The 20,427-nt window shown below is 55.9% G+C and carries 16 protein-coding genes and 1 tRNA gene; 1 reads left to right on the top strand and 16 read right to left on the bottom strand.

What is annotated here, in order from left to right; genetic code table 11:
• A partial coding sequence (locus tag BLQ24_RS08970; RefSeq protein WP_143004285.1) for an integrase core domain-containing protein occupies nucleotides 1-215 on the top strand: 215 nt, incomplete at its 5' end.
• 199 nt (nucleotides 216-414) lie between these two features.
• Here the strand turns inward: BLQ24_RS08970 and BLQ24_RS08965 are convergent.
• From BLQ24_RS08965 to BLQ24_RS08890, 16 genes are all read right to left on the bottom strand, one after another.
• A complete protein-coding gene (locus BLQ24_RS08965; protein WP_090164619.1) occupies nucleotides 415-1,173 on the bottom strand; it encodes a TVP38/TMEM64 family protein in 759 nt (252 codons plus the stop codon).
• Complete coding sequence (locus BLQ24_RS08960; RefSeq protein WP_090164618.1) at nucleotides 1,151-2,512, bottom strand: methionine gamma-lyase family protein; 1,362 nt, start codon at nucleotides 2,510-2,512, stop codon at nucleotides 1,151-1,153. The genes BLQ24_RS08965 and BLQ24_RS08960 overlap by 23 nt, the downstream gene beginning before the upstream one ends.
• Complete coding sequence (locus BLQ24_RS08955; RefSeq protein ID WP_090164617.1) at nucleotides 2,509-3,672, bottom strand: tyrosine-type recombinase/integrase; 1,164 nt, start codon at nucleotides 3,670-3,672, stop codon at nucleotides 2,509-2,511. Before BLQ24_RS08955 ends, BLQ24_RS08960 begins: the two co-directional genes overlap by 4 nt.
• 29 nt (nucleotides 3,673-3,701) lie before the next feature.
• A complete protein-coding gene (locus BLQ24_RS08950) occupies nucleotides 3,702-5,036 on the bottom strand; it encodes an LCP family protein (protein WP_090164616.1) in 1,335 nt (444 codons plus the stop codon).
• Between the two features lie 158 nt (nucleotides 5,037-5,194).
• The gene (locus tag BLQ24_RS08945) at nucleotides 5,195-5,953 is read right to left on the bottom strand and encodes an HpcH/HpaI aldolase family protein (RefSeq protein ID WP_090164615.1); all 759 of its coding nucleotides are present in this window, start codon (nucleotides 5,951-5,953) and stop codon (nucleotides 5,195-5,197) included.
• A 159-nt stretch (nucleotides 5,954-6,112) separates the two neighbouring features.
• A complete protein-coding gene (locus tag BLQ24_RS08940) occupies nucleotides 6,113-7,315 on the bottom strand; it encodes an aspartate aminotransferase family protein (RefSeq protein WP_090164614.1) in 1,203 nt (400 codons plus the stop codon).
• A gap of 105 nt (nucleotides 7,316-7,420) precedes the next feature.
• Nucleotides 7,421-9,142 (bottom strand): [FeFe] hydrogenase, group A, encoded by a 1,722-nt coding sequence (locus BLQ24_RS08935; RefSeq protein ID WP_090164613.1) that lies wholly within the window; start codon nucleotides 9,140-9,142, stop codon nucleotides 7,421-7,423.
• Between the two features lie 22 nt (nucleotides 9,143-9,164).
• Complete coding sequence (gene nuoF / locus BLQ24_RS08930) at nucleotides 9,165-11,042, bottom strand: NADH-quinone oxidoreductase subunit NuoF (protein ID WP_090164612.1); 1,878 nt, start codon at nucleotides 11,040-11,042, stop codon at nucleotides 9,165-9,167.
• Nucleotides 11,039-11,521, bottom strand: a complete 483-nt coding sequence (locus BLQ24_RS08925) for an NADH-quinone oxidoreductase subunit NuoE family protein (RefSeq protein ID WP_090164611.1) — start codon at nucleotides 11,519-11,521, stop codon at nucleotides 11,039-11,041. The genes nuoF and BLQ24_RS08925 overlap by 4 nt, the downstream gene beginning before the upstream one ends.
• Nucleotides 11,522-11,725: 204 nt before the next feature.
• Nucleotides 11,726-12,391 carry a cupin domain-containing protein gene (locus BLQ24_RS08920; RefSeq protein WP_090164610.1) on the bottom strand — a complete coding sequence of 222 codons (666 nt, stop codon included), beginning with the start codon at nucleotides 12,389-12,391 and terminating at the stop codon, nucleotides 11,726-11,728.
• A 131-nt stretch (nucleotides 12,392-12,522) separates the two neighbouring features.
• Nucleotides 12,523-12,598, bottom strand: a tRNA-Val gene (locus tag BLQ24_RS08915).
• A 78-nt stretch (nucleotides 12,599-12,676) separates the two neighbouring features.
• Nucleotides 12,677-13,444 (bottom strand): DUF134 domain-containing protein, encoded by a 768-nt coding sequence (locus BLQ24_RS08910; RefSeq protein WP_090164609.1) that lies wholly within the window; start codon nucleotides 13,442-13,444, stop codon nucleotides 12,677-12,679.
• A gap of 77 nt (nucleotides 13,445-13,521) precedes the next feature.
• Nucleotides 13,522-14,949, bottom strand: coding sequence for an amidophosphoribosyltransferase (locus BLQ24_RS08905; RefSeq protein WP_090164608.1), 1,428 nt, complete (start codon nucleotides 14,947-14,949; stop codon nucleotides 13,522-13,524).
• Between the two features lie 410 nt (nucleotides 14,950-15,359).
• Entirely contained in the window at nucleotides 15,360-15,977 is a 618-nt protein-coding gene (locus BLQ24_RS08900) for a uracil-DNA glycosylase family protein (RefSeq protein WP_242869628.1), read from the bottom strand.
• Nucleotides 15,978-16,077: 100 nt separating this feature from the next.
• Nucleotides 16,078-18,702 carry a cation-translocating P-type ATPase gene (locus BLQ24_RS08895; protein WP_090164607.1) on the bottom strand — a complete coding sequence of 875 codons (2,625 nt, stop codon included), beginning with the start codon at nucleotides 18,700-18,702 and terminating at the stop codon, nucleotides 16,078-16,080.
• Between the two features lie 421 nt (nucleotides 18,703-19,123).
• Nucleotides 19,124-19,981, bottom strand: coding sequence for a nitroreductase family protein (locus BLQ24_RS08890; RefSeq protein ID WP_090164606.1), 858 nt, complete (start codon nucleotides 19,979-19,981; stop codon nucleotides 19,124-19,126).
• Nucleotides 19,982-20,427 lie beyond the last annotated feature (446 nt).

Genomic DNA, 20,427 nt, shown 5'->3' with positions numbered 1-20,427 from the left:
AGCTGATCAGGCCCAGGACTCCCTGGCACAACGGCAAGGTAGAACGTAGTCACAGGAATGATCAGGAGCGGTTCTACAACTTCCTCAGCTTCTACTCGTTCATGGATCTGAAGAAGCAAATGTACAGATATATGCGCAGATCGAATAATATCCCGATGGCTGTTCTCGGCTGGATGTCTCCTGTAGAGAAGCGCGCTCAACTCGAGGGATATTGACTTATCTTTCGTGCGCTACCGCTTGCGTGTGCTGACGATTTCTGGTCAAAATCGCCAGCCCTGATCAGATCATTCTAATGGTATCAAACGGCCTTTTATCTTTTTTCAATATAGGTCTCACATCATTGATTAATGCACATTTAGCAGGACAAAAAATTCGTCCGGCAGGCGTTCGGCCCCCGGACGATTACGCAGCATATTATTCCGCTGCTTGTTTTTCGGCAGTGATCCGCCGGTAGAACCGGTCGAACAACGCCATCAGTTTTTTTCGGAACAGGAGCAGAAGCAGCAGAAGCACCCCTGCCGCCCCGGCGATGATCCCCATGCCGAGATGATAATGATGCAGATACATCACACCATAAAGCAGGCTCATGCACATGGCCGGCGTTCTGCCCACAACGGAAAGAATCAGGAACGGACGGAATTTCATGTCAGAAACCCCTGCCACATAGCAGCAGAGATCCTTCGGCATCCCCGGGATCAGGTAGAGCAGAAATACGATCAGGTATGCTTTCTCGCCGTTCAGCACGTTCACCAGTTTTTCGGATTTCTCCTTCCCCAGAATCAGGAACATGGCGTCCTTTCCCAGAATATAGGCGAGGAAATAGGTCACGGTTGTTCCGGCGGCCGCTCCGATCAGAGACAGGATCAGTCCCGGCAGAAAGCCGAAAATGTATCCTGCGGCGATCTGGAATACCTGGCCGGGCAGAACACTGATCACAATCTGCAGGATCTGAGCCCCCAGATAGAGGACGGCGCTCTGCTCCGAATGGGACCGGAACAGGGTCAGAACATCGTGCAGGGAGTTCAGATTGGACAGAAGCTCCCGGTGACAGAGCAGAATATAGGCCGGTATGCCGCAGAGGATGCCGATCAGGATCAGTGCCTTCAGCAGAGAAAACAGATCCCGGGCCCGTTCGGCGGGCGTTTTTTTGTTATTCTTTGTCCTTCTTCTCATGGAATTCAGCCAGAAGTCCCTTCTTCAGCAGTTTATCCAGGGACATCATGACACCCAGCCGGGAATGCTCGTAGGTCAGTCCGCCCTGGAAATACACGATATATGGTTCTCGGATCGGTCCGTCGGCGCTGAGCTCAATGGAGGATCCCTGTACAAAAGCACCGGCAGCCATGACGACCTGGTCTTCATAGCCCGGCATGTCCCATGGCTCCGGGGAAACGAAGGAATCCACCGGTGCCGCCTGCTGAATGCCCTGACAGAAGGCCACCATCGCCTCCGGGGAGTGTAGTTTCACGCTCTGGATGATGTCGCTGCGGATGTCGTTTTCGTCCGGGCAGACTTCATATCCCAGATGCTTATAAACGGAGCCGCAGAGCACAGCGCCCTTCAGCGCACCGCAGGTCACGGAAGGGGCCATGAAGAGGCCCTGCATCATGGCCCGGGTCTGGCCGAACATCAGTCCGCATTCTCCGCCGATACCCGGACAGGTGAGCCGGTAGCTGATCTTCTCGATCAGGTCTTTCCGGCCCACCACGTAACCGCCGGAGAGGGCCAGACCGCCTCCCGGATTCTTGATCAGCGATCCGGCCATGACGTCTACTCCCACATCCGTCGGTTCCTTCGTGTCCAGGAACTCGCCGTAGCAGTTATCGGCGAAGGTGATGACATCCGGAGCCGTTTCGTGGACCAGCCTGGCCCATTCCGCAATCTGGGGAATGGTAATCGCCTTTCGCCAGGCGTAGCCCGTGGCCCGCTGGATGCAGCACATCTTCGTCCGGGGACCGATGGCCCGGCGGACGCCTTCCAGGTCAATGCTGCCATCCGGCAGCAGATTCACCTGCTTATAGGTGATGCCGAATTCTTTCAGCGAGCCCTTCCCCTCGCCCCGGATGCCGATCACCTCCTCCAGGGTGTCGTACGGACCGCCGGAGCAGTAGATGATCTCGTCCCCCGGACGCAGAATGCCCTGAAGGGAAATGGCCAGAGCATGGGTGCCGTTCACAATCTGGGTCCGCACCAGTGCGGCTTCCGTGTGGAACACGTCAGCGTAGAGTCTTTCCAGCGCGTCCCGGCCTTCGTCGTCATAGCCGTACCCGGTATTCCAGGCGAAATGCCGGTCCGCAATCCGTTCTTTCTGAAAGGCGGCCACTACCTTGTACTGGTTGTAGGCCATGATGTGTTCCAGGCGCCGGAACTGATCCCGGACCCGGTCCTCCGCTGCTTCCGTCAGTTCCACCACCCGGGGGTCGATACCGAAGGTGTCCCGGAGCAGTTTTTCTGTCTCATGCCTAAGATCCCTGGTGCTGTTCTCTGTGGTGCTTTCGTTTACGTAATTCATTTATTGTTATCTCCCTCTTCGTTCTGTTTTTCTCGTTCTGTTTCCCATTCCATGTCCCGGACCAGATCTTCCTTGGCATTCTGCCGAGGCTTCGCATAGAGCTGGGTGGTGGTGACCTGCTCGTGATCCAGAAGCGCCGCCACATCGAAAATGGAATTCCCCCGCTCGATCAGACTGGTGGCCGCAGTGGCCCGGAGCTTGTGGGGGCTGTAGCCGGCTTTCCGGGAGGTGTGCATCACAATGGAAGTATACTTCTTCACCAGTTCCCGGATCTGCCGGGCGGTCATGCGTCTTCCCCGCATGGACAAAAATAAGGCGTCCCGGCTCTCCTCATCCAGTTTCTCTGAAGAGGGCCGCTCGGTTTCGATGTAGTCCCGGAGCACCTTCGTCACGGACTGGTTCATGGGCATGACGGACTCTTTTCCCCGCTTACGGTAGATCTTGAATTCCCCCCGGCGGAGATTGAAAGAGGACAGGTTCAGCTGCTGCAGCTCCGACAGCCGGAGACCGTAGGTCAGAAAAAGAACCAGGATGGCCTTGTCCCGTTTCCTGGTCTTCTCCCAGTAGGCTTTCTCATGTTCCGTCAGCCCCGCTCCCGTGGTGACGGCCTCCAGCATATCCCGGACTTCTTCATCCCGCAGAGCCTTGATTTCCCGTTCTCCCGGTTTCTGTACCCGGATCGGGTTGAAGCCGTCGGTGATGTTCTTCTCCAGCAGTTCTTCCCGGTATAGCTGTCGGAACAGGACGGACAGCGAAGATTTCTTCCGGGCCAGGGTCTTGTTCCCATTTTCGTAGACCGTGATAACGCTGTTGCTCTCCACCTGATAACGCCGGCAGTAATCTAGATACCGGTTGACATCCGCCGCCCGGATCTTTCTGAGCTCCTCCAGGGTGATATCCCGGGGCGTCTTCGCTTTCGTGAGATCTGTCTCTTCCGTCAGATAACGGAAGAACGCCAGGATGTCCCGCAGGTAAGCCAGCTGGGTCATGGGCAGCACATCGCTTCTCAGATAACGGAAAAACCCCCGTAAATATTCCGGGAGCTCTTCCTGTATCTCGCCGCATTTCTCGAAGATTTCCGACTCCTTCTGTAGCACATTCTCCGGCCGGTCGCTGCGGCTGTGTATGCGGACGATTTTCTTTTTTTTCGTTGTCAACATGGCACCTTCTTCGTTCTTTCCCCTCCGGGTCAGTTGTTCGGAACCTGCACGCCGGTCTGGGCGATGATCTCCCGGTTAATGGCGCTGCACTGGCCGGAAAGCCGGTAGTTCTGCTGTCCGAACGCCTGGCGGTGCAGCCAGACCACGTTGCTCTGGAGAGTCGCCGGCACAGCGTACCAGACGCCGCCGATGATGCCGCCCCAGTAGGCCTTCGGCCAGCTGACGCTCTTCTTCATGTGGAAGAATGGAGCCCGGTATACCAGCGTCGTCAGATCCAGGGAACTCATATTCGTCCGGATCTCCGGCATCACTTTCTCTGTGAGCTTCGGCAGTTTTCCGGGGGAAACCGCCGCTTTCCGGATGACCGCCGCCACAATTTCCTTGTACCGGCGGGCGCGGCCCGCATCGCCGCCGGAATGTTTCCGGATCCGGCAGTAGGTGGCTGCTGCGGTGCCGTTCAATGTCTGGATTCCCGGCCGGGTGACGCGGATGTACCGGCCGCCCACGTTCCGGGCGGTTTCCGGACCGTAATGGTTCAGATCCCGGATTTCATTCCTACGGACGTTGACGGTGACGCCCCCCAGCGCATCCACGGTATCCGCCACAGCCTTCCAGTTGAAAAGCAGGAATTCCGAGATGTTCAGGTCCAGACTCCGGTTCAGGGCTGCGATGGTATCGCCGCCGCCGCCGTAGTGATGGGCGTGGGTGATCTTGTCCAGAATCAGCCGTCCGTCTGTGTATTTCATCTTCAGATAGGAGTCCCGCATAACGGAGATCATTCGCACATCGTTCGTTTTCCGGTTGATACTCAGCACGATGATAGCGTCGGTCCGGCTGCCGTCATACCCTTCCCCTTTCCGCGCATCGGATCCCAGAATGGCAATATTCCGGTATCCCTTCAGATCGGAAGCGACACTGGAAGCGATGGCCAGATCCTGGGAGGAGGTGTCCACCCGGTCCATGTGCCGGGTCATATTGATGAAAAAACCGGTAAAGACCAGCAGCAGGATCAGCAGAATCAGGATCAGATTCCGGATGAGCCGGATCGGATGGAACCGGCGGCGGGCTCGGGCGGCCTTCCGCTGCCGCCGGGCACGTTTCTCGTCCCGCCGGCTTCTGTGTTCATAGACGGACCGGTCCCGGATCGCACTGCGGTAATCTCCCGGGCTTTCGTTCCCGGCTTCGTCATCACCGTAATAGCCTCCCAGCCGGTGCTTCCTGCGGCGGCTGCTTTCCCGGTCATAAACCGGACGTTCGTATTCACCGTAGTTGCTGCCGTCGTCCTCCGCATCCGGAAGATCCTTCAGCAGTTCATCGGGATCGTGGAAATAGTAATCCCGGGAATTCCATTTATCTTTCCTCATCTGTCTGTCTCCGATTCGATGCCCGCCGGCGGCGGGCCGGCAGTGTTCCCTCTGACATCCCGGGGCATTTCACACGCACTGAGTTCATCATTTTCCCGCCCCATAGCTTAGCATTATAGTACAGGCGGGGAATCCCGTCAATTTTTCGGCGGCACCGGCTATCCGATCACACTGTCATGAATCTCTTTGAGCGCACGGTACATGATGATATTGTCGATACCGTAGCCGCAGAAATCCATTCCCTCCCGGAACAGGTGTTTCGTAAAAGCCGGGTCCAGCGTCAGGGCGCCCACCGGTACCCCCGCCGCATTGGATTCGTGGATCATGTCCAGCAGTGCCGTCTGGACGGAAGGATCGTCGATGTTGCCGCAGAGACCCATGTCCACACTGAGGTCCACCGGTCCCAGGAAGATTGACGTGATGCCCGGGGTCCGGACAATTTCCGGGAAGTTCTTCACGCCCCGGCGGGATTCGATCAGTGGAATCACGGCCACATCCCGGTTGGAAGCGGCATAATTCTCTCCTCCCTTCTTTCCGTATTCGAAGGCCCGGGTTCCAGGACAGGCGCCCCGGTACCCCTCCGGTGTGTACATGCAGCGCCGCACCATGTCCGCCGCATCCTCCGGAGTATCAATATTCGGTACGATAATGCCGGATGCGCCGAAGTCCAGGGACTTCTTGATCCAGATGCTGTCCATGGCCGGCACCCGGACCAGCATGCAGAGCCCTGCCGCTTCGCCGGCCCGGATCATTTCTGCAGCCTTCTCCACACCGTAATAAGTGTGTTCCAGGTCCAGCACCGCATAGCGGAACCCGGCATATCCCATGGCCTCCACGAATTCCGGGGCGCCGGACTGGACGAACGTGCCCAGGAACGGTTTTTTCTCGTCAAGTAATGACTGAAATGTGACTTTCATTAATACAGAACCTCCTTCGAACTATTGCCTCCATTATACTCCTGTCTTCCGGAAATGGGAAACGCTCCCGATTCCGGCCGTTTTCCGGCTAAAAGAAAAGAAGCCCGGAGAAACATCGTTCTCCGGACCCTGTATTTTCGTCTGTGTTGTAATGTGCCGTTACTTCTCCATCCCGGTGATGACGGCGTCCAGCTTCTCGATCATCTCGTCAATGTGTTCTTTCTCGATGATCAGCGGCGGCGTGAGACGGATCACGTCTTTGCCGGCAGTGATGACCACCAGCCCGGTGTCCAGCGCCTGTTTCGCCACTTCGCCCACCGGGAGAGTGGTCTGAACGCCCTGCAGGAAGCCTTTGCCCCGGCGCTCCAGCAGACAGTCATGCTTCCTGACCAGCGCCTCCAGCTCAGACTCCAGATACGGCGCCGTCTCTGCTACATGTTCCACAATGTGGTCTTCCCGGAAAATGTCCTGAACGGCGCTGACCGCAGCTCCCACAAATGGATTGCCGCCGTAGGTGGTGCCGTGGTCCCCCGGCACCAGGGAATGCTGCGCCACTTTCTCCGTCATCATCACGGCCCCCACCGGCACGCCGCAGCCCAGGGCCTTGGCCACCGTCATGATGTCCGGGCGGATGCCGTATTCCTCCCAGGCGAACATGTGACCGGACCGGCCCATGCCGCACTGGATTTCATCCAGAATCAGCAGAATATCCTTCTCGTCGCACAGCTTCCGGATCCCGGAGAGGAATTCCGGCGTTGCTGGATAGATGCCCCCTTCTCCCTGAATGGTTTCCAGCATGATGGCGCAGGTGTTTTCGTTCACCAGTGCTTTCACACTGTCCAGGTTGTTGAACTCTGCGAAATGGCAGCCCGGAATCAGCGGTTCGAAGGGATCCCGGTAATGCTTGGTTCCGGTGACCGAAAGTGCGCCCAGGGTGCGCCCGTGGAATGCATGCTCCATGGCGATGATTTCGTGTCCGGAGCAGCCGTCACGGACAAAAGCATACTTCTTGGCGGCCTTTATGGCACATTCGTTCGCTTCGGTTCCGCTGTTGGTGAAGAAAATACGGTCCATTCCGCCGCTGCTGGCCAGAACCTTCTCCGCTGCTTCCGTGATCGGCTTATTATAGTAAAGATTCGAGATGTGGATCAGTTTCTCCACCTGGTTCTTCAGTGCGTTCTGGTATTTTTCGTTGCTGTACCCCAGACCATTAACGGCGATGCCGGCGGCGAAATCCAGATACTTCTTCCCGTCTTCATCGTAGAGATAGACTCCTTCACCGTGATCGAAAACGACCTGGAAACGATTATATGCGTGCAGCAGCGCCTGCTCCGCTTCTGTGATGTATCCCTGTGTCGACATTTATACTCATACCCTTTCATGTGTATTTATGCATTAATGGATGGATCCATTATAGCAGAGGAGCCGGCGCGCCGCAAGTGGAAAAATATTTGGGGTATCGGATATTTATTCAATCTGTTCCTGTTCAGCCCGTTCCGCCTCCCGGGTATTTCGGTGCAGCAGCTCGTGCACATGGCCTTTCAGCAATGTTTCATAGAGCAGGGTGACCGTCGGGTTTTCATCGGATTTCTTGATCTGGGTGTTGATATCCGTCTCGTAGATGCCCCGGATCCGGCCGGCCCGGGTGCGCGGTCCGGATTTCGCCGGCTGACCGCCGCCCATGATGCAGCCGCCCGGGCATGCCATGACTTCAACGAAGTCGAAGTGTTCTTCACCGGAGCGGATCCCATCCATAATGATGTCTGCATTGGCCAGTCCGCTGACCACGGCTGCCTTCAGAAGCTTTCCGTTATAAGGAATCTCGAATTTCTTGATACCTTCCATTCCCCTGACGCCGCTTTCGGTGATCGCCCGCATGGCGGCCCGGTCGTGTCCCCTCTGTAGGCGCCGCATAACAGCCTCTGTCACACCGCCGGTGATACCGAAAATCATGCCGCTTCCGGAACCGATGCCGAAGGGAACGTCGGCGGATTCGATTTCCACCTTATCAAATACAATGCCGGACTGCTCGATGATGGAAGAAAGTTCTTCCGTGGTGATGACATAGTCCACATCCTGAATGCCCCGGGTTCTGGATTCCGGACGGAGGATTTCCCCCTTCTTCGCCGTACACGGCATAATCGCCACGTTGACCAGTTTCTTTCCGGCGTTGTGTTCCGGATCCCGGAAATACTCCCGGATGACGGCGCCGAACATCTGCATCGGTGACCGGCAGGTGGAAATGTACTTCGCCAGATCCGGATATTTCTTCTCGCAGTGCTGCACCCAGGCCGGGCAGCAGGAAGTGAACAGCGGCACACCCTTCCCAGAAGACACATGCTCCAGCAGCTCTTTCGATTCTTCCAGAACCGTGAGATCTGCCCCATACGTGGTATCGTAGATCTCGTCGAAACCCATCCGGTGCATGATGCTCACGATGCGTCCCATGACATTTTCGCCTTTCGGCATGCCGAATTTGTCCCCCAGGGCCAGCCGGACCGCCGGCGCAATCTGGGCGACGACGATGGTCTGAGGATCCGCCAGCGCTTCCATTACCGGTTCAATGTCGGATACCACTGTAATGGCTCCGGTCGGACAGACGATCCGGCACTGTCCGCATCCTACGCAGCCGGTTTCCGTCAGCTTCCGGTTGAATGCCGGTGTAACCAGCGCGTCTGTACCCCGGTAGGCGAAGTCGATGGCGTTGATTCCCTGTATGTCGGTGCACATCCGCACACAGTCCCCGCACAGAATACATTTATTCGGATTGCGCAGGATGGACGGAGAACTGTCATCCAGCGGCTGCAGTTCCCGGGTGTTCTGGAAACGCACGTGATTCACGCCGACCCGCTGGGCCAGTTCCAGAAGGTGACAGCTGCCGCTGACCACACAGGTGGTGCAGTCCCGGTCATGGGCGGCCAGAAGCAGTTCCAGAATCATCTTCCGGTACTTCCGGAGCCTGGGGGTGTTGGTGTAGATCACCATACCGTCCCGGGGGACTTCGGAACAGGAGGCAAAGGTCTTCCCCCGTTCATCTTCCACAGTACACAGCCGGCAGGAACCGTATGTGGACAGTTCTGAAACATAGCAGAGCGTCGGAATGTCGATCCCGGCTTTCCGGATGACGGACAGCACATTCTTTTCGTCGGTGAATTCTACCAGGCGTCCGTCAATTGTCATTTTTCCCATTCTGATTCCCTCTCTTTCCTGATCAGTCCCGATATACAGCTCCGAAGCTGCAGTTTTCCAGACAGGCGCCGCACTTCACACATTTCTCTTCGTGGATGACGAACGGCATCTTGACAACGCCGGTGATGGCACCGGCCGGACAGTTCCGGGCGCATTTCGAGCAGCCCCGGCACTTCTCCGGATCAATGTGGTAGGATAACAGATTGGAGCAGATATGTGCCCGGCATTTCTTCTGAAGGATATGTTCTTCGAACTCTTCCCGGAATCCGTTAAGAGCGCTGATCACCGGTTTCGGCGCTCCCTTTCCCAGGCCGCACAGCGCTGTGTTTTCGATCATGTCCGCCAGTTCTTCCAGTTCGTCCAGATCGGACAGGGTTCCTTCACCGTTGACGATCCGTTCCATGATTTCCAGCATTCGTTTCGTCCCTTCCCGGCATGGCACGCATTTCCCGCAGCTTTCCCGCTGGGTGAAATCCATGAAGAAACGGGCGACTTCCACCATGCAGGTGTTTTCGTCCATGACCACCAGACCGCCGGAACCGATCATCGCCCCGATTTTCTTCAGAGAGTCGAAATCCATACGGCTGTCCAGCTGATCTTCCACCAGGCAGCTTCCCGACGGGCCGCCGATCTGTACGGCCTTGAATGCCTTTCCGTCCTTGATTCCCCCGCCCACATTGAAAATGATGTCCCGGAGGGTGATGCCCATCGGCACTTCAATCAGTCCGGTGTTTTTCACGTTGCCGGTCAGGGCGAACGCTTTCGTCCCCGGGCTGTCCGGCGTTCCGATACTGCGGTACCAGGCCGCACCGTTATGAATGATCATCGGCACATTGGCATAGGTTTCCACGTTGTTCAGAACGGTCGGCTTTCCCCACAGACCTTTTTCTACAGTGCGCGGCGGCTTCACCCGAGGCATTCCCCGCTTACCTTCGATGGAGGCGGTCAGCGCAGATCCCTCGCCGCATACGAAGGCACCGGCACCCCGGTTAATATGGAGGTGGAAGGAAAAATCTGTGCCCAGAATCCGGTCCCCCAGGAGGCCGATTTCCGCTGCCTGCCGGATGGCGATTCTGAGGCGCTCCACGGCCAGCGGATATTCCGCACGGACATAAATGTAACCTTCCTCGGCTCCCACGGCGTAAGCAGCGATCAGCATGCCTTCGATCAGGCGGTGGGGATCCCCCTCCATGACACTTCTGTCCATGAAAGCTCCCGGATCCCCTTCATCGCCGTTACAGACAACGTACCGGATTTTCTCCGGCTGGGAAGCGACCTGGGACCATTTCCGTCCGGTGGGGAAACCGGCGCCGCCCCTTCCCCGGAGCTTCGAGTCGGAGATGATGCGGATGACTTCTTCCGGCGGTATTTCGAAAAGTGCAGTCTCGAAGGCCTGATAGGCGCCGTTGGCGACGGCTTCACTGATATGCTCCGCATCGATATGGCCGCAGTTTTTCAGAACCAGTCTGGTCTGCTTCGAATAAAACGGGATTTCCTCCTGGGTGCGGTAGATATTTCCGTCCTGGTGGTACATCAGGCGTTCCACCGGTTCCCCCCGGAGAACAGTCTTTTCGAAGATTTCATCGCAGTCTTCCAGGTGAACCTGGATATACAGATAGTTGAACGGTTCGATGCGGATGAGAGGACCCATTTCGCAGAATCCGTGGCAGCCGCTCTTCTTCACACTGGTGTGGGCAATTTCCGGCCCGAATTCCACCTGGATATCCGGGTTTCCGGTGTACTGCTCGGTCAGTTCTTTCATTCTTTCATATAACTTCAGTGATCCGCCGGCCAGACATCCGGTTCCGCCGCAGATCAGAATTCTTCTGGCTTCCTGTTCCCGCCGGGCGGTGCACTGGTTCCGGAACAGGGTCAGATCGGTTCGATTCTCCAGTTTCATTCTGCCTCTTCTCCTTTCAGTCCTTTCAGAAGATCCATCATTTTCTCCGGGGTCATCTTCGAGTGGACCTCTCCGTTGATGGTGATGGCCGGTGCCAGACCGCAGGCGCCCAAGCAGGAGACTGTCTCCACGGTGAACAGAAGATCATCTGTGGTGTGCTTGCGCTTCGACAGCCCCAGCGTGCTCTGCAGTGCCTCCAGAATCGGCGTTGATTTCCTGACGTGACATGCTGTCCCGTCACAGACCCGGATGACATACTTTCCCTTCGGCTCAAAGGAAAAATTCTCATAAAAACTCGCCACACTGTAGGCTTTCGCTTCGGAGATCCCGATTTTTCCGGCGACATAGCCGAGTATTTCCGGCGGAACATAGGTGAAGGCCTCCTGAATTTCCTGTATGATCGGAATCAGAGACTTTTCTTCCGGCGGAAATTCAGAAAGGATCGCATCCGTTTTCTCATAATACGACTGATCCAGCATAGTTGATTCCCTCCTGTCATCTTTCGCTTTATAGTCAGCGTGATAATTGTATAACAATTCAGTCAGCGATACAACGAATATTGCGAAAATACTTTAATCAAGTATAGTATTTTCATGAAGAGGGGCCGGATCCGGAAGAGCTGGTACAGAGATGTTTTCCCGCAACAAAAAAACAGGCGGCCCACCGCCGCCTGAAATCATCCTCTATTCTAATGTCAGAAGCAGCGCCATCTTGAAGCGGCCTTTCGCCTGCACGCTGTGACGCCCGTTCTTCGCAAATTTGAAATTCTCTCCCGCATGAATCGGGTGGGATTCTCCTTCATAGCCGATCACACCGTCCCCTTCCAGTGCGAAGATCAGCGCTTCTCCCGGTGCGGCGTGTTCCGTCAGACCGGTACCTTCATCGAATGCCATGATCACGAATTTCAGATGATCCTCGTTGATCAGGTCCATGTTGACGATCCGTCCCTCCTGATACGGGACCAGATCCGCCAGTTTCATTACCTTCCCTGCTTCCAGTACCTTGTTCATATGCTGCTCCTTTCCTAAACTTAATTCTGTGTAAACGGCGCCCTCTTCCGTGCGCATTCCCACCGGTGTGCCGGCAGGCATCACAGTGACATCCCCTGCCTGCATTTTCTGCTCAGCACCCTCTGGGGTAAAAACCGTCATGCTGCCGCTGTTTAGAATCAGCAGTTTCGGGTTCTGATATGTCTCTGCACTGATGCTTGTATCCTCCGCCAGTGAGAAATAGATGAGATTGTTCTCTTCTCCGGCAAATACCGATTTCGAAATCGTGCATCCCGGAACCGTCGGATTATCTTTCGGAATGGAAAACACTTCTCCGTTCTTTTCTCTCCATCTGTCCATATGGGGTTCCTCCCTTCGATGAACTCATCCTATCTCATAGGTGGGGAAATAACTGTTGCAGGAGCAACTTTCATGGATTTTCAGACAAAAGAAAACGCAGGGAACGATCACTCATTCTCTGCGTTTCAAATTGGTGTTCCGTGGCGGGTTCGAACCGTCGACCTTCTGGTTGTGACCCAGATGCTCTCCCAGCTGAGCTAACGAAACTTAACTACATGGACTATTATAGCACAGTCCATGTAGAAAGAAAGATTTATTTTTCGAACAATCCGGGCGCCTGGGGGACTATTTGTGGCCACATCCCTCTCCGTGGTGATGGCCGCCGCAGGAATGACCCTCTCCGTGATGGTGACCGCCGCAGGAATGCCCTTCTTCGTGATGGTGGTGATCACAGTGCACCTCCGGATCGAAGGACAGCTTCCCTTCGGTATACGCCTTCGCAGCCTCGTCGGCCGGTCCTGTGACACCGCCGAAGAACGGGATGCCGGCCTCTGCCAGTGCGCTCTGGGCGCCGCCGCCGATACCGCCGCAGATCAGAGCATCTGCGCCGATGGATTTCAGAAAGCCTGCCAGCGCACCGTGGCCCGTTCCGCCGGTGCCGAGAACTTCGGTCCGGGTCACTTCACCGTTTTCAATGTCGTAGATCTTGAACTGTTCTGTTCTTCCGAAATGCTGGAATACTGTGCCGTCGGCATCATAGGTTACTGCAAGTCTCATGGTGTTCGTTCCTTTCCCGGCGGATCCGGACGCAGTTTCCTCCGTTTCCAGATCATAGTCGCCGCCTGAAATCAACAGCCTCCGGCCATTCACGATGCATTCGGCGATCTTCTTCCGGGCACGCTCATAAATCGCTGTGACGGTGGTGCGGGATACATTCATCATTTCCGCACATTCCGCCTGGGTCAGTCCCTCCAGATCAAGCAGCCGGATGGTTTCATATTCATCCAGTGTCAGCCGGATGGAATCATCCGGACGGTTCCTTCCGTCTTCCGCTTCAAAGCACCAGAATGCCGGGAAGGACTGTACCCTTCTGCATCGTTTCGGTCTTGGCATAATTACCTCCGTTTTGTATAACTGACATATGTCAATTATTACGATACACCAGTTGTTGACTTATGTCAATAACTTCCCTATTCTTTTCCGTTCCAGCAGTAGGTGCACAGCCTGCATGGATCAATGCCGATGGAATCCAGCATGTCGTCCAGACGATGGTAATGCAGGGAGGTGAAATTCTGTTCCTTCCGGATGTCTTCCACCATGTCCTTGTATCGGTCGGAATCCGGATCCGCATATTCCTCCAGAATCTCCGACGGCGGGAACAGATTCCCTTCCCGGTTCTCGATCACCCGGCGGGCGATCAGTTCGCTTTCGGAGCGGGAACGGGAGAAATTCAGATATTTGCAGCCATACATGATCGGTGGGCACGCCGGACGGACATGGACCTCTTTCGCTCCGTTCTCATAGAGATATTCTGTCGTCGCCCGGAGCTGAGTGCCCCGTACGATGGAATCATCGATGAGGACCATCCGCTTTCCGTCAATCAGCTGATGAACCGGAATCAGTTTCATCCGGGCGATCAGATTCCGGCGGGACTGGATCGTCGGCATGAAAGAACGGGCCCAGGTCGGGGTGTATTTCACGAAGGGCCGCTGATACGGAATCCCGTATTCGTTGGCATATCCGATGGCGTGGGCGATTCCCGAATCCGGGATGCCCGCCGCATAATCCGCCAGATCACTCCCTCGCTCTTTGTCCCGCATGGCCAGACGCCTGCCGCATTCGTAACGGACCGTCTCCACATCGTGACCTTCATAGCCGGATGCAGGAAAACCGTAGTAGATCCACAGGAAGGTGCATATTTTCATCTCTTCGAACGGGGAAGCCACTGTTTCCCAGCCGTCCGGTGTCATGTAGACGATTTCTCCCGGCCCCAGTTCCCGCACCCGTTCGTACTCCAGGTTATAGAAGGAAAAGCTCTCCAGGGCCATGCAGTATCCCCCGTCGTCCCGGTGGCCGATCACCAGCGGAGTGCGGCCGTAACGGTCCCGGGCCCCGTAGATGCCGTTCGGTGTCATGACCAGAAGGGAGAGAGAACCATCGATTTTCGTCTGTGCGTACCGGATCCCCTCCACCAGACTGCTGCGCTGGTTGATGAGGGCGGCTGCCAGCTCCGTGGCGTTGACTTCGCCGCCGCTCATCTCCAGGAAGTGGGAATTCCCGTTCTGGAACAAGAAATCCGTCAGTGCAGAGACGTTGTTGATCTTGCCTACGGTGGAAATCGCATAGGTGCCGTGATGGGAACGGACCAGAAGCGGCTGGGGTTCGTAGTCCGAGATGCAGCCGATCCCCAGATGGCCGCTCATGTGGGCAACTTCCCCCTCGAACTTGGAACGGAAACTGGCATGTTCGATATTATGAATCGACCGGTCGAAGCCTTCTTCCCGCCCGTAGGTCACGATGCCCGCCCGACGGGTTCCGAGATGAGAATGATAATCCGTGCCATAAAACGTGTCAAAAACGCAGTCCCTGTGCGAGGCTGCAGCAAAAAATCCGCCCACCGCTTTCCTCCTTTTTTCATTGAAGTTGACGTAATTCGTTTACGGTAAAAAATCCGTTGTCTCTCGACGACTTCATTGTATCATGAGAGCGGACGGATGCCTATTTCCAGAAGATCAGTTTTTTTATGAAACTTTTCTTCTCTCTCGTATTCCGGGGATCTGTTGCTACTTTCCGGCGGAAATGTGTGCCGGATTCCTGGGTGCTGTGAGAAGTCCCCGGCTTCTTCGTTTCGTTTTCTCCGGGAAGATATCCTGTGCGGACAGCATATTCCATCTGGGCGTCTTGTGGTTTGAAAAAACGGAGAGAAGTTCTCACGCAGCAGAAATCTGCTGCCTGCAAAGTCACGCCTGCAGAACAACATAAAAAAAACAGCCGGTATCATACGATACTGACTGTAATATAGTCCGGTTCAGCGGAGGGTAGCCGCCACCTGGTGACGGAGGACCGGCACCACTTCATCCTGAAACCAGGGATTTTTCCCCTGCCAGCGGAAATTCAGCGGGCTGGGATGCACGATAGGGAAGTACTCCGGCAGATATGCGGCATAGTTCCGGATGGTTTCCGTCAGATTTCGTTCTTTCCGGCCCTTCAGATAGTAATCCACGGCGTAGCGGCCGACCAGAATCGTCAGCTGCACATCAGGCATGGTCTGCAGCAGCTTTTCGTGATATTCTCTTGCGATGAACTTCCTGGGCGGCAGGTCACCGGTTTTCCCTTTGCCCGGATAGTAAAAATCCATCGGCATGATCCCAATCTGGGGGGAATAGAATGTGTCCCGGTCAATTCCCATCCACTGGATCAGGGTCTCACCGGACTTGTCGTTGAAAGGAATCAGGGTTTCTTCCACTTTCTTTCCCGGCGCCTGGCCGATGATCAGCACCCGGGCCTTGGGATGAATCTGAAAGACCGGCGGGATGTCCCGGGCGGTGTATTCCTGATTGCGCGGGTCCCGGCGCAGTTCTTCTGTGATTTGCAGGACCGGATCATGCATCGGTTCGTGAACCGGTCGGATCGAATGATTCGTCATTTTTTGTCACCTCTCCTTTCAGTGTATGCCAGGCAAAAAAACAGACCGTTGCAGAAGCAACGATCTGTTGGAAAGACGCTCGGGAAAGCTCCGCAGCAGATTACTTCCGGTTCTCCATCACAATCTTCACGATCTGGATAATCACGGTCGGGATCAGCGCCAGGCCGGCGATATAACCGACATGGGCCGGGTTCAGGTAAGAAACGGAGAACAGCATTCTTCCCACCGTCGTCAGCGACACCAGCAGCACCAGGATCACGCCCGCACAGAAGGCCAGCAGGCTGTACCAGTTTCGCCGGAATCCGAGACGGAAAATGCTGTTTCTGCCCCGGCAGTTGAAGCCGTGGAGCAGCCTTGCGCAGGTCAGTGTGAGGAAGGCCAGTGAGCAGGCCATGGCCGGATTCTCCGCCAGTCCGATCTGGTAAGCAGCGAACACCACAACAGAGATCAGCCCGCCCTGCAGAATCATCCATTTTGCAAAAGTGCCGTCCATGATGCCGGCGTCCGGATCCCGCGGCTTCCGCTTCAGTACATCCTCTGCTCCCGGTTCCATGCCGATGGCCAGCGCCGGCAGCGAGTCGGTCACCAGATTGATGAACAGAAGCTGTACCGGCTGGAACGGAATCGGCAGCGCCATCAGTGAAGTCAGCAGTACGACGATGATGGCGGACAGATTGCCGGACAGCAGATAAAGCACCGCATTCCGGATGTTATCGAAAATTGTCCGGCCGTTGGCCACAGCCTTGATGATGGTGGCGAAATTGTCGTCCTCCAGAATCATGGAAGCTGCATCCTTGGATACTTCTGTGCCGGTGATGCCCATGGCCACGCCGATGTCAGCTTTTTTCAGCGCCGGTGCGTCATTCACCCCGTCTCCGGTCATGGAAACAATCCGGCCTTTCCGCTGCCAGGCGTCCACAATCCGGATCTTGTTCTCCGGAGAAACCCGGGCGTAGACGGAAATTCTTTCGATCTTTCCGTCCAGTTCCTGATCGGTCATGGCGTCCAGCTCCATGCCGGTGACCGCAATGTCGCCGTCCCGGAAGATCCCGATCTGCTTCGCAATGGCCGTGGCCGTAACCTTGTGATCTCCGGTGATCATGATGGTGCGGATTCCGGCTTCCGAGGCGTGCTGCACCGCCAGCTTCGATTCTTCCCGCGGCGGGTCCATTTCGGAGATCAGTCCCAGGAAGGTATAGTGGTATTCCGTGTCTAAGTTCAGTACTTCATCGGATTCCTTATAGGCAAAGGCCAGGACCCGGAGACCGTTCTCCGAAAACGCCTGATTCTGTGCTGCGATGGCCGCCCGGATTTCCTCCGTCACCGGGCGGATGTCACCGTCACTCATGCGGATGCGGTCGCACCGCTCCAGCAGCACGTCCACTGCCCCCTTCGTGAATACCGTGTTCACGCCTTCGATCCTGTGCTTCGTGCTCATCAGCTTCCGGTCGGAATCGAAAGGCACTTCCTCGGAGCGGGCCAGATCTTCCCGGAGATCTTCGTACGGAATGAGAAGATCTCCGTCCGGAGCCTCCTTTCGCACCCGGTCATACAGCTCCAGCAGAGCGTACTCGGTCGGGTCGCCGATGCCCTTTCCGTCAGAAATGGTGGAATCGTTCGCCAGAACCGCATCGAACAGCAGATACCGGTGGGTCTTCTGGGTCATATCCATTTCCCCCGGTTCCAGCACCCGGCCTCCCACATAGACCTGCTGCACCGTCATCTTGTTCTGGGTCAGCGTGCCGGTCTTGTCAGAGCAGATAACCGAGACAGAGCCCAGAGATTCCACCGCCGCCAGCTTCTTGATCACCGCATTCTGTTTCGCCATCTTCTGGGTGCCCATGGCCTGCACGATGGTGACGATGGAGCTCAGCGCCTCCGGAATCGCCGCTACAGCCAGCGCCACCGCAAACAGCAGAGCGTCCAGCACCGCCATATGGCGGAACACCCCCAGAGCGAATACAACGGCGGAAATGATCAAAATCGCCGTAGCCAGTTTCTTGGAGAAATCGTCCAGGTTCCGCTGCAGCGGTGTCCGTTTCTCCTTCGTTTCATTCATCAGCGTGGCAATCTTTCCGATCTCCGTGTTCATGCCGGTTTCGGTTACCAGAATCACGGCCCGGCCGTAGGTCACCAGTGCGCCGGAATACACCATATTCTTCCGGTCTGCCAGTGCCTTCTCCCCTGCCAGCGCTTCATCCCCTTTATCCACATTCGTGGATTCACCGGTCAGCGAACTCTCGTTTACCTGCAGAGAATAATTCTCCAGAATCCTGCCGTCCGCCACAATCAGATCTCCGGCTTCCGCAATGAAAATATCTCCCGGCACCACATCCTTCGAATCGATCTCGATGCGCTCTCCGTCCCGCAGAACTTTCGCGGTAGGCGAAGACAGCGCTTTCAGGGCGTCCAGGGACTTCTGGGCCTTCACGTGCTGCACGGTGCCCAGCACCGCGTTCAGGATCAGGACGGCAAAGATCACCAGCGTGCTCTCCACATCACCGGTCATCATGGAGATGGCCGCCGCAATGATGAGAATGATGACCATCAGGTCCTTGAACTGACTCAGGAAAACCTGCAGCACCGTCTCTTTCTTCCCTTCCTTCAAAGCATTGGGGCCGAACCGCTCCAGAGCCTGCTTCGCCCCGTCACCGGTGAGACCCTCCCGGGATGCGTGAAGCGCCTCCAGCGCTTCGTCTCCGGTCATCTGATACCATTCTTTCATTCTGCGTACTTCCTCCGTTTTCTTCGAATAACCATTCCGGGGCAGCCGGTCATGCACCTGCGTGCACGGTCATACACCGGGGCAGCCGGTCACACACCTGCGTGCACGGTCATACACTGGGGCAGCCGGTCATGCACCTGCGTGAAGTACGAAAAAAGACTCCACGCAGACAACATCACTTCGCCGGGCCCCTATCCATTGAAATAAATGTGTGTCTGCATGAAGTCTCATCACCTGGTTCATCCGAGGTACAGCCGACCATTCTGCCACAAGAGGCAGACGTGATTGTTGGCGGGCTGTTTCGATTACTCCCCTCACGCTCAATTGCTAATTAACTTTACCATCGAATGAGACGGCAGTCAAGCGGGATTTACCGCACTTTACATCTCGCTAAGTGTCTGCAATGGCAGAGCCAGTTCTGCTAAAGTCTGCACTGTGCGATGAACTGCGCATTCTCCGGCAGCCGGAGGTCTCCCGCGGCCGGTTCGAACGTCCAGGCGCCGCCGTGTTCATTCACTGCAGCAAAGTTGAACATCGCAATACCGTAGTTCAGCAGACGGTCCGCCTCACCGGTCTCCGCATCCTCCAGCCCGATCAGGCAGATCTCATCCTTCGTCAGAACGACACGGTACGGCTGACGGTTGAAGAAAGACTGAGAATTACTCATGGCCACCAGCGCATCGTGGAGCTCAGGATACTGCGGTGCCAGCGTGTCCAGATCTGCCGGAGAACCGAAGGTGCCTTCGCAGACAAAATCATCCAGCGCAATCTTCGGCGCCGTTCTGCCGGACTTCTTCACCTTCACATCGGACGGGCTCGCAATATCCAGCCGTGTGCTCTTCTTCTCCTTATTTCTGTAACCGAAGGCGACCACTGCCGCCAGTGTCTTCTCCGTGTCTGCACCGGCCAGCTTCCTCGCTGCTTCTGCGTCATTTACGGTCAGCCAGCATGCCGCCAGACCCATGGAAGTCATCTTCAGCGTCAGCGCCTGCATGATGAATGCCGCATTTTCCAGACAGTGCTCCTTCTCCTCTGTGAAGAGCAGTGCATACTGCGGTGCAGCGATCATGAACCCATTGTATCCGACTGTGCCGCCCAGCTTGGCTCCTCTTTCGCGGTCAATGACATGCAGCTCAGTATTGATATCTTCATCGAGAGCATCACAGAGTGCGAAACTGTCTCCCAGACTCTGCAGCTTTTCGGATTCTACTTCTGTTTCTGCGAAATCTCTGCAAGACTCCCGCTTATTAATCAGTTCGAAGTAATTCAGATTCTCCATATGAAACTCCTTTCACGTACATATTGATGATAAATTCCGAACTTACCATTACATTATATCACAAGAATTCATTCTGTTACAGATTCTCTGCGCAAAGTGCGGAAGATGGAGAGAGGCAGGCAGCCGGCCAGGTGCAGCCGGCCACGTCACGGTGCATTCGGTCACGTCACGGTGCGGCGGTCGCCCGGCCAGGTGCGATTTCACAAAAAAATCCATTTCCGCACCTGCTCCGGGCCGGTTTCCGCTCAAACAGCAGGCGGCGGGATACGGCCGGGTGCGAAATCCGTGAAACTGTCCATATCGCACCTTACCGGCGGTGGTAATGTATTGACAGATCGGAGTTATTTTTCCGGTGCCTGTATATCCACACGACCTGTTGTATGTTCATCCACACCATCAGATGGACGCGCCTTTCGAGCACGGTGCGGGCGGACCGGCGTAATTGA

The organism is Eubacterium pyruvativorans, from assembly GCF_900102225.1.
Taxonomy (GTDB): domain Bacteria; phylum Bacillota; class Clostridia; order Peptostreptococcales; family Anaerovoracaceae; genus Aminicella; species Aminicella pyruvativorans.
The sequence above is the reverse complement of the archived record's forward strand: the minus strand, read 5'-3'. Positions and strand labels throughout refer to the sequence as shown.

What these genes read in the sequence shown, in the direction of transcription:
- BLQ24_RS08965 (WP_090164619.1), bottom strand. Translation starts at nt 1,173, where the DNA reads ATGAGAAGAAGGACAAAGAATAACAAAAAAACGCCCGCCGAACGGGCC.
- BLQ24_RS08960 (WP_090164618.1), bottom strand. Translation starts at nt 2,512, where the DNA reads ATGAATTACGTAAACGAAAGCACCACAGAGAACAGCACCAGGGATCTT.
- BLQ24_RS08955 (WP_090164617.1), bottom strand. Translation starts at nt 3,672, where the DNA reads ATGTTGACAACGAAAAAAAAGAAAATCGTCCGCATACACAGCCGCAGC.
- BLQ24_RS08950 (WP_090164616.1), bottom strand. Translation starts at nt 5,036, where the DNA reads ATGAGGAAAGATAAATGGAATTCCCGGGATTACTATTTCCACGATCCC.
- BLQ24_RS08945 (WP_090164615.1), bottom strand. Translation starts at nt 5,953, where the DNA reads ATGAAAGTCACATTTCAGTCATTACTTGACGAGAAAAAACCGTTCCTG.
- BLQ24_RS08940 (WP_090164614.1), bottom strand. Translation starts at nt 7,315, where the DNA reads ATGTCGACACAGGGATACATCACAGAAGCGGAGCAGGCGCTGCTGCAC.
- BLQ24_RS08935 (WP_090164613.1), bottom strand. Translation starts at nt 9,142, where the DNA reads ATGGGAAAAATGACAATTGACGGACGCCTGGTAGAATTCACCGACGAA.
- nuoF (WP_090164612.1), bottom strand. Translation starts at nt 11,042, where the DNA reads ATGAAACTGGAGAATCGAACCGATCTGACCCTGTTCCGGAACCAGTGC.
- BLQ24_RS08925 (WP_090164611.1), bottom strand. Translation starts at nt 11,521, where the DNA reads ATGCTGGATCAGTCGTATTATGAGAAAACGGATGCGATCCTTTCTGAA.
- BLQ24_RS08920 (WP_090164610.1), bottom strand. Translation starts at nt 12,391, where the DNA reads ATGGACAGATGGAGAGAAAAGAACGGAGAAGTGTTTTCCATTCCGAAA.
- BLQ24_RS08910 (WP_090164609.1), bottom strand. Translation starts at nt 13,444, where the DNA reads ATGCCAAGACCGAAACGATGCAGAAGGGTACAGTCCTTCCCGGCATTC.
- BLQ24_RS08900 (WP_242869628.1), bottom strand. Translation starts at nt 15,977, where the DNA reads ATGACGAATCATTCGATCCGACCGGTTCACGAACCGATGCATGATCCG.
- BLQ24_RS08895 (WP_090164607.1), bottom strand. Translation starts at nt 18,702, where the DNA reads ATGAAAGAATGGTATCAGATGACCGGAGACGAAGCGCTGGAGGCGCTT.
- BLQ24_RS08890 (WP_090164606.1), bottom strand. Translation starts at nt 19,981, where the DNA reads ATGGAGAATCTGAATTACTTCGAACTGATTAATAAGCGGGAGTCTTGC.